The organism is Flavobacterium sp. LHD-80, assembly GCF_030929605.1.
Classification (GTDB): domain Bacteria; phylum Bacteroidota; class Bacteroidia; order Flavobacteriales; family Flavobacteriaceae; genus Flavobacterium.
Genome location: NZ_JAVFVS010000012.1, coordinates 354348 through 368100 on the forward strand (window position 1 = coordinate 354348; position 13753 = coordinate 368100).

At 32.9% G+C, this 13753-nt stretch carries 12 protein-coding genes; 5 read left to right on the forward strand and 7 right to left on the reverse strand.

Translation table 11 applies throughout. The features are described 5' to 3' along the window. The first annotated feature begins 74 nt into the window (after positions 1-74). From sppA to RB619_RS18530, 3 genes are all read left to right on the forward strand, one after another. A complete protein-coding gene (gene sppA / locus RB619_RS18520) occupies positions 75-1832 on the forward strand; it encodes a signal peptide peptidase SppA (protein ID WP_308100267.1) in 1758 nt (585 codons plus the stop codon). Positions 1833-1838: 6 nt separating this feature from the next. After that, positions 1839-2786 (forward strand): alpha/beta fold hydrolase, encoded by a 948-nt coding sequence (locus tag RB619_RS18525; protein ID WP_308100269.1) that lies wholly within the window; start codon positions 1839-1841, stop codon positions 2784-2786. A 164-nt stretch (positions 2787-2950) separates the two neighbouring features. Beyond that, a complete protein-coding gene (locus RB619_RS18530) occupies positions 2951-5551 on the forward strand; it encodes an AsmA-like C-terminal region-containing protein (RefSeq protein ID WP_308100271.1) in 2601 nt (866 codons plus the stop codon). A gap of 73 nt (positions 5552-5624) precedes the next feature. Here RB619_RS18530 and RB619_RS18535 read toward each other — a convergent pair whose 3' ends face one another. Next, the gene (locus tag RB619_RS18535) at positions 5625-6674 is read right to left on the reverse strand and encodes a glycosyltransferase family 9 protein (RefSeq protein ID WP_308100273.1); all 1050 of its coding nucleotides are present in this window, start codon (positions 6672-6674) and stop codon (positions 5625-5627) included. 250 nt (positions 6675-6924) lie between these two features. Beyond that, positions 6925-7719, reverse strand: coding sequence for a DUF2797 domain-containing protein (locus tag RB619_RS18540; protein WP_308100275.1), 795 nt, complete (start codon positions 7717-7719; stop codon positions 6925-6927). Positions 7720-7967: 248 nt separating this feature from the next. On the opposite strand from RB619_RS18540, the gene RB619_RS18545 reads away from it, so the two are divergent. Together RB619_RS18545 and RB619_RS18550 are read left to right on the forward strand one after the other, a co-directional pair. Further along, positions 7968-9476 (forward strand): GH3 auxin-responsive promoter family protein, encoded by a 1509-nt coding sequence (locus RB619_RS18545; protein ID WP_308100277.1) that lies wholly within the window; start codon positions 7968-7970, stop codon positions 9474-9476. A 49-nt stretch (positions 9477-9525) separates the two neighbouring features. Then, positions 9526-10104 (forward strand): hypothetical protein, encoded by a 579-nt coding sequence (locus tag RB619_RS18550; RefSeq protein WP_308100279.1) that lies wholly within the window; start codon positions 9526-9528, stop codon positions 10102-10104. A gap of 340 nt (positions 10105-10444) precedes the next feature. On the opposite strand, the gene serB is transcribed toward RB619_RS18550, so the two are convergent. From serB to RB619_RS18575, 5 genes are all read right to left on the reverse strand, one after another. Next, on the reverse strand, positions 10445-11674 hold the full coding sequence (gene serB / locus RB619_RS18555) for a phosphoserine phosphatase SerB (RefSeq protein WP_308100281.1): 1230 nt from the start codon (positions 11672-11674) through the stop codon (positions 10445-10447). A 158-nt stretch (positions 11675-11832) separates the two neighbouring features. Continuing rightward, the gene (locus tag RB619_RS18560) at positions 11833-12270 is read right to left on the reverse strand and encodes a VOC family protein (RefSeq protein WP_308100283.1); all 438 of its coding nucleotides are present in this window, start codon (positions 12268-12270) and stop codon (positions 11833-11835) included. A 99-nt stretch (positions 12271-12369) separates the two neighbouring features. Next, a complete protein-coding gene (locus RB619_RS18565; RefSeq protein ID WP_308100285.1) occupies positions 12370-12804 on the reverse strand; it encodes an SRPBCC domain-containing protein in 435 nt (144 codons plus the stop codon). A 2-nt stretch (positions 12805-12806) separates the two neighbouring features. Further along, entirely contained in the window at positions 12807-13214 is a 408-nt protein-coding gene (locus RB619_RS18570) for a VOC family protein (RefSeq protein WP_308100287.1), read from the reverse strand. Between the two features lie 120 nt (positions 13215-13334). Next, positions 13335-13739, reverse strand: a complete 405-nt coding sequence (locus RB619_RS18575; RefSeq protein WP_308100289.1) for an SRPBCC family protein — start codon at positions 13737-13739, stop codon at positions 13335-13337. Positions 13740-13753: the final 14 nt, after the last annotated feature.

Sequence of the window (13753 nt, forward strand, 5' to 3'; positions counted from 1 at the left end):
AACATAATTAAACCGTATTTAAATATATTTGTAACAAATCAGTCTTTGTTGCTACTTATTAAAAAAATATACTTATGAAGTTTTTAGGAAATGTAATTGCCACAGTGATTGGTATTTTTGTATTTATCATGTTATTCTTTTTCGGAGTAATCCTGATTGGGGCTATTTTTGGAGGAGATGATTCGGTTTCCGTTAAAAGTGATTCGGTTATCGAGCTGAATTTAAAAAATATTAGAAATGACTACGCAGGAAAATATAAAGATCCTTGGGTAACTGTTTTTTCAGACCAAAAAGGAATTGGCCTCACTGATGTTATTAATGCAATTGAAGCAGCAAAAACAGACGACAAAATCAAAGGGATTTCAATTCTAAATGATGAATCCTCTTTAGGACTTGCTCAATATAAAGATTTAAGAAATGCTCTTGAAAGCTTTAAAAAATCTGGAAAATTTGTTTGGGCTTACGCCAATACGTATTCGCAGAAAGAATATTATTTGAATTCAGTTGCCAATACCGTTTACTTGAATCCAGCGGGCGATTTAGACTTCAAAGGACTTTCATCAGAAGTAATGTTTTTTAAAGATTTCCAAGATAAATCGGGTATTCACATGGAAGTAATTCGCCATGGAAAATACAAAAGTGCAGTCGAGCCATTCTTAGAAAATAAAATGAGCGATGCTAATAGAGAACAAGTTACGGCTTTGCTAAACTCAATTTGGGCAACTGTTTCTTCTGATATTTCAAAAAGCCGAAATATTCCGCTTCCAAGGTTAAATGAAATTGCAAATGGCTTATTGGCAAGAACTCCAGAGCTAGCAAAAGCTAACGGTTTAGTTGATATTGTTGCTTATGAAGATGTGTATCACAATGCAATCAAAAAAGCATTAAAAGTAACTGGTGACGACGATTACAATAAAATTTCAATTGACGATTATACTCAAAATAATGTCACTACAGCGCTGACAAATATCGAAACAGATCAAATCGCAATTATTTACGCTCAAGGCGAAATTGAAGGCGGTGAAGGCGATGTTAATGTTATTGGTGAAGGATCAATGCGTCGCGCACTTCAGGAAGCTCGAAAAGATGATGACGTAAAAGCAATTGTTTTAAGAATTGACAGTCCAGGCGGAAGCGCTTTAACTTCAGATTTGATTTGGAGAGAAATTGAAGTGACTAAAAAAGTAAAACCTGTAGTCGTTTCAATGGGTAATTATGCTGCATCTGGTGGTTATTATATTGCCTGCAACGCTAATAAAATTTTTGCTGAAAGCAACACTATAACTGGTTCTATTGGAGTTTTTGGAATATTGCCAAATTTCAGCCCGTTAGCAAACAAATTAGGAATCAATACTGAGCAAGTAAAAACACACGAAAACTCAGCAAATTATAGTCCGTTTGTTCCTGTAGACGAAAAGTTCAAAGCTTTTACTTTAGAAGGCGTTGAACATATTTACAACACTTTTGTAACACACGTTGCTGAAGGAAGAAAAATGACATTTGCACAAGTTGATGCCATTGCGCAAGGAAGAGTTTGGTCTGGAACAGAAGCTTTGAAAATTGGTTTAGTTGACAAAATTGGCGGATTAAATGACGCTATTGCCGAAGCTGCAAAAATTGCTAAAATAAAAACATACAGTACTCAAAATTATCCTGAATACGAAAAAACGTTAGGCGATGTTTTCTCAAATTTGCCTTTTGCACAATCTAAAGAAGCTTTCATAAAAGAAGAAATTGGCGAAGAAAACTATTTGTTAATCGAGCAGGTTAAAAAACTTCAAAAACAAAAAGGAGTTCAAGCGATGATGCCTTTTGGAATTAATATTAAATAATTCAAAATGAAAAAGATATTTTTGTTTTTGAGTGTATTATTTCTTTCAACTGTAAACGCACAAAATGCAAAACAGGAGACTTTTAAGGAAACAAATGTTACTTTAAAAATTAACATTGACCAGCTTTATGGAACTCTTACAGTTCCTGAAACGACTAAAAAATGTCCTGTAGCTTTGATTATTGCAGGTTCAGGACCAACAGACAGAAACGGAAATAATCCGATGATGAAAAACAATTCTTTGAAAATGCTGGCCGAAGCGCTGGCAAAAAATGGAATTGCATCTTTGCGATATGACAAACGAGGAATTGGCGAAAGCAAAAAATCTGCAGGTGAAGAGTCTAGTTTGGTTTTTGAAAATTATACCGAAGATGCTAAAAGTTGGATTAATTTTTTAAAACAAGACAAACGTTTTTCGCAAATAACAATTATTGGACATAGCGAAGGCTCATTAATAGGAATGATTGCCGGAGCAAAAGCAAACAAATTTGTTTCAATCGCAGGCGCAGGCGAATCAGCTGATAAATTATTAAAAGAGCAGATTTCGTCAAAATCAAACAAGCAGATTGAAGACATGACTTTTCCGATTATTGACAGTTTAAAAAGTGGCAATAAAGTAAATAAAGTTGACCCAATTTTAAATTCGCTTTTCAGACCAGGTATTCAGCCTTATTTGATTTCGTGGTTTAAATATGATCCGCAGACAGAAATAAAAAAACTAACGGTTCCTATTTTAATCATTCAAGGAAATAAAGATTTACAAGTAAACGTTTCAGATGCTGAAAGCTTATCAAAAGCCAGCAAAAACGCTGAATTGGTTATTGTTGATAAAATGAATCACGTTTTAAAAATTATTGACGGCGATAATAAAGCCAATTTTGAAAGCTATAACAATGAAAGTCTTCCCATTTCAGAAGACTTAACAAATAAAATTGTTTCGTTCATCAAAAAATAAATATCACATCAAAAACCAAATCCGTTTGAAATTTTCCAAACGGATTTTTTTTGTTTAAAATTAATATATTTCTTACATTTTTAAGAAAACTTTATCTGCGCACTGTGGTAAAAAAAGTTATTTTTGCAGAACTCGATTTTAAGTAAACCCTCAAATCTATAAATATGTTAAAGAAAATTTTAAAAATAACCGCCATTGTAATTGTGGTTTTTGTGGCCGCATTATTCGCCATTCCGTACTTCTTTAAAGACCAAATCAAAGCAAAAATCGCTGATGCCATCAATGAAAGTGTTGATGCAAAAGTAAGTTTTGCTGACGCCGATTTAAGTTTATTCCGAAACTTTCCAAATGCTGCAGTTGGAATCGAGAAACTGGTAATTATCAACAAAGCGCCATTTGAAGGCGACACTTTAGTTTCATTAGGTCAATTGAACCTAAAAATGAGTATTAAAGAACTTTTTAAAGGAAAAGATGAACCTTTAAGCATTCAAGGAATTACTTCTGAAAATGGTTTGATCAATATTATTTTTAATAAAGACGGTGTTGGAAACTTTGATATCGCTTTAAAAGATAAAAAAGAAGAAACTAAAGATGATAAAAGCAAACCGCTTTCATTAAAAATTCAAAACTATAAAATCGAAAATTTCACCTTCAGATATATCGATCAAGGTTCTAAAATTAAAATGGTAATTGATAGTTTAAATCACGAAGGAACAGGAGATTTTACCAATTCAAAATTAGATTTAACTACAAAATCGACAGCAAAAGTATCTTTGGATATGGATAAAATCAATTACATGAAAAATGTAAAACTGACTTTAGATGCTGTTTTAGGAATTGATCTTGATAAGAGCAAATATACTTTTAAAGAGAATAAAGCTTTAATCAATCAATTGCCTTTGGAGTTTGACGGATTTATTCAAATGACGGACAAAGCTCAGATTTATGATTTGAAATTTAAAACTCCAACATCTTCATTTACAAACTTTTTAGGTTTAATTCCATCAGCTTATGCAGCTGGTTTAGATGGCGTAAAAACAACTGGAGATTTTACAGTTACAGGTTTTGCCAAAGGAGAATTAACAGACACAACAGTACCGAAATTCAATATTGCCATTGCTTCAAACAACGGTTCTTTCCAATATCCGAACTTACCGAAATCAGTTCAAAATATTGTTATTGATACAAAAATCATCAACGAAACAGGAATTCTAAATGATACCTACGTCAATTTAGACAAACTGACTTTCAGAATTGATCAAGACGTTTTTAGCGCTAAAGCGAATATTAAAAACATTACTGTAAATCCAATTGTCGACGCGGCTTTAAAAGGAACGATTAATTTGGCCAATCTTTCAAAAGCGTATCCAATTAAAATGGATAAACCGCTTGCTGGTATTTTAAAAGCGGATGTTACTACGAATTTTGATATGGCTTCTGTTGAAAAAAGTCAATATCAAAACATTAAAAATGCAGGAACTATGAGTTTGTCAGGATTTAAATATACTGACGAAAACAATAAATCAATGAACATCAGCATTGCGCAAGTTGAGTTTAATCCAAGTAAAATCAACTTAAAACAGTTTAATGCTACAACTGGAAAAAGTGATATTGCTATTAACGGAATTCTGGAAAACTTCTATGGTTTCATGTTCAAAAAACAGGAATTAAGAGGAAATTTCAATATGAGTTCAAATCAGTTGGCTGTTGACGATTTTATGACAGCTGGCGAACCTGCAAAAGAAGAAACAAAAACGGCTGCAAAACCAGCTGAGGCAATGAAAATTCCAGCTTTCCTTAATTGTACTTTAAACGCAAAAGCGAATACTGTTTTATATGATAATCTAAAACTAAAAGATGTTTCTGGAAAACTGATTATTAAAGATGAAAAAGCAATTTTAGAAAACTTTAAAACATCCATTTTTGGAGGGACAATTGGTTTGACTGGAGCTGTTTCGACAAAAGAAAAAGTTCCAACTTTTGACATGAATTTAGGTTTCAATCAAGTTGATATTGCTCAGACTTTTACGCAATTAGAAATGATGAAAAAGATTGCGCCAATTGCAGGAATCATCAATGGTAAATTAAATTCGACTATCAAATTAAATGGAAATCTGGATGCAAATGAATTGACTCCAGATCTAAAATCTATTTCGGGAGATTTACTTGGGCAATTGCTTTCGACAACTGTAAATGCAAAAAATTCTACTTTGCTAAATGCACTTGGTTCAAACATTAAGTTTATTGATATGAACAAAGTGAATTTAAATGATATTAAAGCGGCGTTGACTTTTGACAACGGAAAAGTAAACGTAAAACCTTTTGACATTAAATATCAAGACATTAAAGTTACAGTTGGCGGAACTCACGGTTTTGACCAAACGATGAATTATAACTTGAAATTTGACGTTCCGGCTAAATATTTAGGAAGCGAAGCAAATGCTTTTATTGCAAAAATGTCTCCTGCTGATGCTGCAAAACTGGAAAACATTCCGATTAATGCTATGATTACAGGTAATTTTTCTAATCCAAAAATCAATACTGATATGAAAGCTGCGGTAAGCAGTTTAGCAACGCAAGTAGCAAATCAGCAGAAAGAAAAATTAACACAGAAAGGTACCGCTGCTTTGACTGATTTAATCAATAAAAACACAAAAGCTAAAGATACAACACAAGCTGCAAAAACGGAGAAAGAGCAAAAAACTCAAGAAGTAACCAAAAAAGCAAGCGACTTGCTGAATGGATTATTTAAGAAGAAAAACTAAATCAAATTGATTTCAAGAAAAAAGCCTGTTCTTTAATTAGAACAGGCTTTTTAATTTATAGCAGATTTTAATTTTATTTATTCAAAATCGAATTTATTATTCGGATAAAATCAGGAATTGAATTTGTATTGGTATCAACACCAAGACTGTTGTTCCCGTAAGGTTCGTATTTTTTTACATTTGCTCCAGAAAATAAACCAACTGTTGGTACTTTTGAAGCGCTTGCCAAATGCATAATACCGCTGTCAGCTCCGATAAAAATGGCAGAATTTGCCATCACTGAACCAATTTCGCGAACGTCTTTACTGTAAAAAGAAGGCGCCTTAAAGTTTATCTGTGATACGTTTTCAACTGGCAGAATTTCAAAAATATTATAATCGGCTTCATATTCCTTTTTTAGAGCTGCATAAAACTCCTCCCACCATTTTACGCAATAACATTTTTCTCCAGTTGCAAAAGTAAATATGGCAATCGATTTTTTGTTTTGATCGACAATACTATTCAAAATAGTTTTCCCTTTTGCAATCTCATCTTGAGACAATTTTAAATCGATTAATGCAACAGGTTCTTTTTTGTCTTCAACTCCAAATTGGCTCAAGGCGTATCTAAAATTATAGACAGGATATTTTGCAATATGATCGTAATCTTCATAAGGCAATTCTACATTTTCTGGAAGATCTCCAAAAATTTTGAACCTAGCACTTGAAAATTTTACTGCTAAACGACCAGATGAAGAATTCTGGTCGACATTAATAGCAACATCATAATTCTGTTTTCTGATCAATGTCCAAACTTTCAAATATTTGATTAATTCTTTGAAAGGCTTTTTAGGCAAATCGATTATTTTGTCAATGTTTTTATAGTTTTCAAAAACAATTGGAGCAAGCGTTCCTTTTACAAATAAATCAATTTTACAATTTGGAAATGTCTCTGTGACTTCTTGAATGAGTGGCGTAATTAAAAGCAAATTTCCTAATCTTTTATTTGGTCTGGAAATAAGTACTTTTTTGATTTCGTTTTTGTCAATCTGTCCGCTCTTTTGCATATCAGAACGACCAATATTCTTGGTTAAATTACGCATTATACTGCGTCTGAATACGTTAACTTTTTTTAAGTTACTCATTCATTTTTGTTTTTAGAATTAAAAAAGTCTTTTGCTTTATTTAATCGGCCGTTGTATTATGCCAATCAAATATAAGTTAAATATTTCTTAAAATTAAATTCTTTGAATAAGTAAACATTACAATATTGTAAATAAATTTAACAAAATTCACACCCTTTATTCTTAAAAACGCCGAAAATACAATGATTAAAGCGCTTTTTTTAGAATTTTATACGGAGGCTAAAAATGCATAGACGAAATCCTATTTATGCTAGACGTTTATGGTTACAACATAACCTTCAGAACCACGAATGTTAAAAACAGTTCCGTTTTCAAACAACAAATATTGTCCTTTAATTCCAACTAATTTACCTTGAAAAGAAGGTGTTTTATCTAAATTCAGGCTATTGATTTTTGCCGGATAACTTAAAACCGGATAATTCAATTCATAAACATCATTCTTTTGACTGTAAAAATAATCCTTCACTTCGGCCGGAATTAAGCTTTCCACTTTTGATTTTTCAAGTACTAAATCACAAGATTCTGCAGTACATTGAAGCATTTTTCTCCAATTCGTTTTATCTGTATAATGGTCTTTTAGAGCGACCTCTGTAATTCCTGCTAAATATCGGTTTGGAACCTCAACAATAGCAATGGCTTGTGTTGCACCTTGATCAATCCATCTTGTTGGGACTTGTGTTTTTCTTGTTACTCCTACTTTTACTTCAGTCGAAAAAGCCAAATAGACAATATGAGGCTGTAATTGCACTTGTGTTTCATATTCTAAATCACGATCAGCAATTCCTAAATGAGCTGTACTCAATTCTGGTCGCATAATCCAGTCGCCAACGGCCGCACTTGAGTAAAAACAATCATAACAAAAACCTTGTCTGTATATTTTTTTCTTCTTACCGCAATTCAAACATTGAAAGCCGACAAAATTTATCTCAATCTCTTTACCCAATAATTGGTTCATACTTAAGAAACTATCTTCGAAAACCAAATAATATTGAATTGGATTTCCCATTTCAGTCTGCATTTTTGTAAGTACGCCTTGATAAGTCATTGTTTTTTAGATTGAAGATTTTAGGTTTAAGTTTTGCTTCTCTGAGTTCTGAATTTAGATAATAATTCAATTTAATTCGAATCTTTACTCAATTTAGAATGGTTTTTTTTACAAAAAAATACTATTTTTGATAAGATGACAAAGTTAATGTTTGTCTATTGATATTCAAATTTTAAATTTCTTGATTTTATGCAAAACGCAAGATCTAAAATTTAAAATAAGCAATCTAAAAAATCTAAAATTCACTCATGCCTGTATCTATCATTAACTCTTTCGCATCTTGGGTCCTCAAACAAAGGATACACCAAATAGAGCTTTTTCTAAAATATCCGAATGAAGTTCAAGAAGAACTGTTGCATAATTTATTGACTGCTTCAGAAAATACGATAGTGGGAAAAAAATATGATTTTGCATCAATAAGTTCTTACCAGACTTTTGCTGAAAGAGTACCAATTTCTACTTATGAGGAATTACAGCCTTTGATTGAACGCACTCGCCAGGGTGAACAAAATGTTTTTTGGGAAACGCCAATAAAATGGTTTGCCAAATCTAGTGGTACAACAAATGCTAAAAGTAAATTTATCCCTGTAAGCAACGAGGCGTTAGAAGATTGTCATTATAAAGGAAGCAAAGATTTGCTTTGTCTGTATTTGAATAATAATGAGGATTCTGAATTGTTTCTTGGGAAGAGTTTACGCTTAGGCGGAAGTTCTCAGATTTATGAAAACAACAATACTTTTTTTGGGGATTTATCGGCGATTTTAATTGAAAACATGCCAATTTGGGCCGAATTCAGCAGTACGCCAAGCAGTAAAACTTCGCTGATGAGCGAATGGGAAACCAAAATTGCGGCAATTATAAATGAAACCAAAAACGAAAATGTAACCAGTTTTGCTGGAGTTCCATCTTGGATGCTGGTTTTAATGAATAAGGTTTTAGAAAATACTGGTAATCAAAATTTATTTGAACTTTGGCCAAATCTTGAAGTTTACTTTCACGGAGGCGTAAGTTTTTCACCTTACAAAGAGCAATACAAGAAAATTTTACCCAGTTCAGATTTTAAATACTACGAAATTTACAATGCATCTGAAGGATTTTTTGCCATTCAGGATTTAAATTATTCAAGTGATTTATTGCTGATGCTGGATTACGGAATTTTCTATGAATTTATTCCGATGGAAACTTTTGGAACTCCAAACCAAAAAGCAATTCGTCTTGCCGATGTTGAACTGAATAAAAATTACGCCATTGTTATTACTACAAATTCTGGTTTGTGGCGTTATTTAATTGGCGATACCGTTCGTTTTACCTCTTTAAATCCGTATAGAATTAGAGTTACGGGAAGAACAAAACATCATATTAATGTTTTTGGCGAAGAATTAATGGTTGAAAACACCGATCAGGCTATTGCAAAAGCTTGTCAAGTCACACAAACCGAAGTGATCGATTATACAGTTGCTCCTATTTTTATGCACGACAAAGAAAAAGGCGCTCACGAATGGATGATCGAATTCAAGAAAAAACCGGCTGACGTTGGTCTTTTCCAAAAAGTTCTGGATGAAACGTTACAAACTTTAAACTCTGATTACGAAGCAAAACGCTACAACAATATGACTTTAAATCCGCTAGTGATTAATGTTGCTCGTGAAAATTTATTTTATGATTGGTTGAAGGAACGTGATAAATTAGGCGGACAGCATAAAATTCCGAGACTTTCTAATCAGAGGGATTATTTGGAACAGTTGAAGGAGATGTAGGATTGCTATTTTGCCACGAATTTCACGAATTATCACGAATTAAATATTTATGAATATTGAACTTATACAAAAAAGAGGTCTTAATTCGCGAAAGTTTATATTAACTAAAGACAGAATAATTGTAGATACAAAAACACTTCGCAAGAATGACAAATATGAAGTAAAACTTGATCAATTAGGTTTTGAAATTCATTATCGAGCAGATAGTACTATTGTGGGGAAAATATTTTTTGGAATGTGTATTTGTGTGTTAATAGCGCTTCCATTTTTATATTTTATCACCAAACAAATTGACACAGGAGCTTTCATAATTAATTGCATAATTTGGGGAATTCTAGTTTTAGCAAATTATTTTAAACAACATCAAGACGACATATATTTGGTTGACGGACAAACAACACTTGTTTTTTATAGAGAAATTCCGAATGAAAAAAGCGTATTGGAATTTATCGAAAAGGTTAAATCAAATTCAAAAAATTATATTAGAGAAAAGTATACCGATTTTGACGATGTAATTTCAGATGAAGAATTTTATGCTCGCTTAAAATGGCTAAAAGACAAGGAAGTTATTAATTCTTCTGAATATAAAACTTATAAAGCAAATTTTGAAACAAAACGTTTATTGTAATTTCAAAGCTTTTCCTTAAAAAGTCTCTTTTAAAGTTAATGGTTTCCTTTAGAAACGCTAATTCCACTAAATCGCATGAGGGATAGAAGTGGAAATCCTTTTTGTTTTTTCTTTAAAAACAAAAAGATTGCAACGGATAGCCCGACCCGGAGGGGCATGCCATTATTAAGATTCTGAGGTTCTAAGTTGCTAAGATTTTCTCAATATTGTCATTCCGAGGAACGAGGAATCTCCACGAGAAGCTCTACAAAGATTGGATTCTCGTTGCGGAGTTACTTGTGGAGATTCCTCGTTCCTCGGAATGACAAGAATGCGTGTCAGACTAAGCGACACCAAGACTTTACATCATATCAATATATCGATCGTGATATCCTAAAAGATACAAAACACCATCAAGACCTAAACTAGAAATTGAGGTTGAAGCGCTTTCTTTTACTTTTGGTTTGGCGTGGAAAGCAATTCCTAGGCCGGCTAAGTTTAGCATTGGCAAATCGTTTGCTCCATCACCAACAGCGATTGTTTGGTTGATGTGGATTCCTTCTTTCTCGGCAATTGCTTTTAAATGTTCGGCTTTTTTCTGACCGTCTACTATATCACCTATATATTTACCTGTTAGTTTTCCGTCTTTTATCTCCAATTGATTAGCGTGAACGTAATCAATTCCTAATTCTTTTTGCAGGTATTCACCAAAATAAGTGAAACCTCCTGAAAGAATTGCGGTTTTATAACCATAGTATTTCAAAGCTTTCATCAAGCGGTGCGCACCTTGTGTAATTGGCAAATTAATCGCTACATTATGCAAAACCTCTTCGCTCAAACCTTCAAGCAAAGCCATACGTTTTTTAAAACTTTCGTTGAAATCAATTTCGCCATTCATAGCCGATTCTGTAATTGCCCTTACTTGATCTCCTACTCCATTTAATTCTGCCAATTCATCGATAACTTCAGTTTGGATCAAAGTCGAATCCATATCGAAACAAACTAAACGGCGATTTCTTCTGTAAATATTATCTTCTTGGAACGAAATATCAACGTTTAAGGTTCGTGAAATTTCCATAAAACTTGCCGTCATGACAATTTTATTTACAATTTCACCTGTTACCGATAATTGAATACAAGAACGCGGATATTCTTCTTTTTCAACAATAGAAGTTCTGCCTGTTAAGCGTATAATAGAATCAATATTCAGATTTTGATCTGACATTATTTTAGTTACTGCAGCCAATTGAGAAGCAGCTAGTTTTTCACCTAAAATATTGATAATGTAGCGTTGTTTTGATTGTGATTTTACCCATGTTTCGTAATCTTCGATAGAAATTGGAATAAATTTCACTTTAATTTCCAGTTCGTAAGCTTTGAACAACAAGTCTTTCAAAACTGGCGCAGAAGAAGAACCTGCAGCAATCTCGAACAAAATCCCTAAAGAAAGTGTATCGTGAATATCGGCTTGACCGATATCTAAAATATTAGCATCATAAGCCGCCAATACAGCTGTCAAACCTGCTGTAACCCCTATTTTATCATGTCCTGAAACTTTTAATAAAATAATTTCTTTATCCTCTATTGCCATTTTTTCTTTATTGATTTTGAAGCGACAAAAATCGGCAATCTATAGTTGATAAAAAAGAATAATCTTTGTTTTTTTTGCAAACAAAAAGCGCATATTCATGCGCTTTTTTGAGTAATTTAACAAATATGTTCCGCTATTACAATAACTTAACTTTAAAATTATCCTGCTGGCTGATTTTCGTCAAAGTTTACCATCCATTTTGTACCAAATTTGTCTGTGAACATTCCGAAATAAGCGCCCCAAAAAGTTTTAGCTAAAGGCATTTCAATTTTACCACCCGCTGAAAGTCCATTATAAATTCGGTCAGCTTCTTCTGTACTTTCGGTATTAATTGAAACTGAAAAATTATCACCAATAGGAAGTTTTCCAAATCTTGTTGAACTGTCACTTCCCATCAAAACAGTATTACCAATTGGTAATGAAACGTGCATAATTCTTTCTGCATCTTCTGCTGAAACTTGATCGCACCCCTCTTCAACGGGCATTTCTTTAAATTTTCCGATGTACGGAAATTCCCCGCCAAAAACGGATTTGTAAAACAGAAATGCTTCTTCGCAATTTCCGTCAAAAAGTAAATAAGGGTTTACTGTTGCCATAATATTTTTTATTAATTGTTGATTGTTAATTATAAATTGTTAATGTCTTTTAAAAGCATTTTAAGAATAAACATGTCTTTGCTCTTTATTCTATTCTCTTTACTCTGATAATTCTTTCACTTTCTCTAATCCTTTCGGAAAAGCGTCTTTAAAATAATCGATATACTTTTCGACAACATCCACTTGAGCTGTCAAATCCACAAATTCGTCATCTGGTGTTAATCGATAAGTCTCCATTGCACCGCTCCATTTTTTAGTTTCTTCGTCAAGAGGCAGTTCTTTATGGTCTTTAATTTCCCCAATATGCTTAAAAGCCATGTATTCATTTGGAATTTTCTTTTCAATAATGCTGTTCATTCCTTCACCGCTTGGCGACATGAAATGTATTTTATCACCTTCATTCCAATCACTTATAGCATATGAACCTTCACAGAAAGCCCCTGTCCACTCTTTATAAGTGTCATCGTTCCATAAAACCTCCCAGACTTTTGTCGCAGGAGCTTTAATTCTAATTTTAAATTCTAATGTTTCCATAATTACGACAATTTACTAAAATCCATAAACAAAACATTCCAGCGATGCCCGTCTAGATCAGCAAATCCAAAGCCGTACATCCAACCCTGACTTTCTGCAGGTGCTGAAAAAACAGTTCCACCGGCTTCTTTGACTTTCTCAGCCAATTCATCGACTTCTTCTCTACTTTCAGCATCGATCGAAATCAATACTTCAGAACTGGAACTGGTATCAGTAATGCCGTTTTGAGAAAAGGTAGTAAAAAGTGATTCTTCAAAAAGCATCACTACAAAATGTCCTTCACCAACTACCATACAAGTAGAACTTGGCGTATCGTGTTGTTCATTAAACGAAAAACCTATTTTCCAGAAAAAATCCTTCGCTTTTGCGATATTCTTAACAGGCAAATTCAACCATATTTGTTTTGTCATTGTTTCGATTTTTTTGTTAGATATTTTTTTTTTTAAACCATATAAGTAATGTAAGCACAGTTTGACGATTAACTGAGCCTTTGTCCATCTGCACCTTAAAACCTTTGAACCTAAAAGAAACTAATTATTCTCGACGTAATTTTTAAAATTATCCAAAATTGCCTGCCAGCCACCACGCTGCATTTCTTCAGGATTTTGTGTTTCTGGCTCAAAACTTTCAATTATTTCAACACCTTCAGGAATTTCTTTAAAGATAATTTCAGTCTTTCTTCCATCTCCCATTGTATAATTGATTGCCTCGTTTTCTTTTACCAATGTATATTCTCCCCAGAAATCAAAACTCATACTACCGTCTTTTGCTGCCATTGTTGTCGAGAATTTCCCTCCTTCTCTTAAATCATTTTCTGCACGTGGCGTATGCCATTCTGGAGATGCAAATGCCCATTTTGTAATATGCTCGGGGTTATTCCAAAATTCCCAAACTTTTTCTTTAGATGCTTTTATCGTATTTTTTATTGTTATCATTATTTATCAAATTA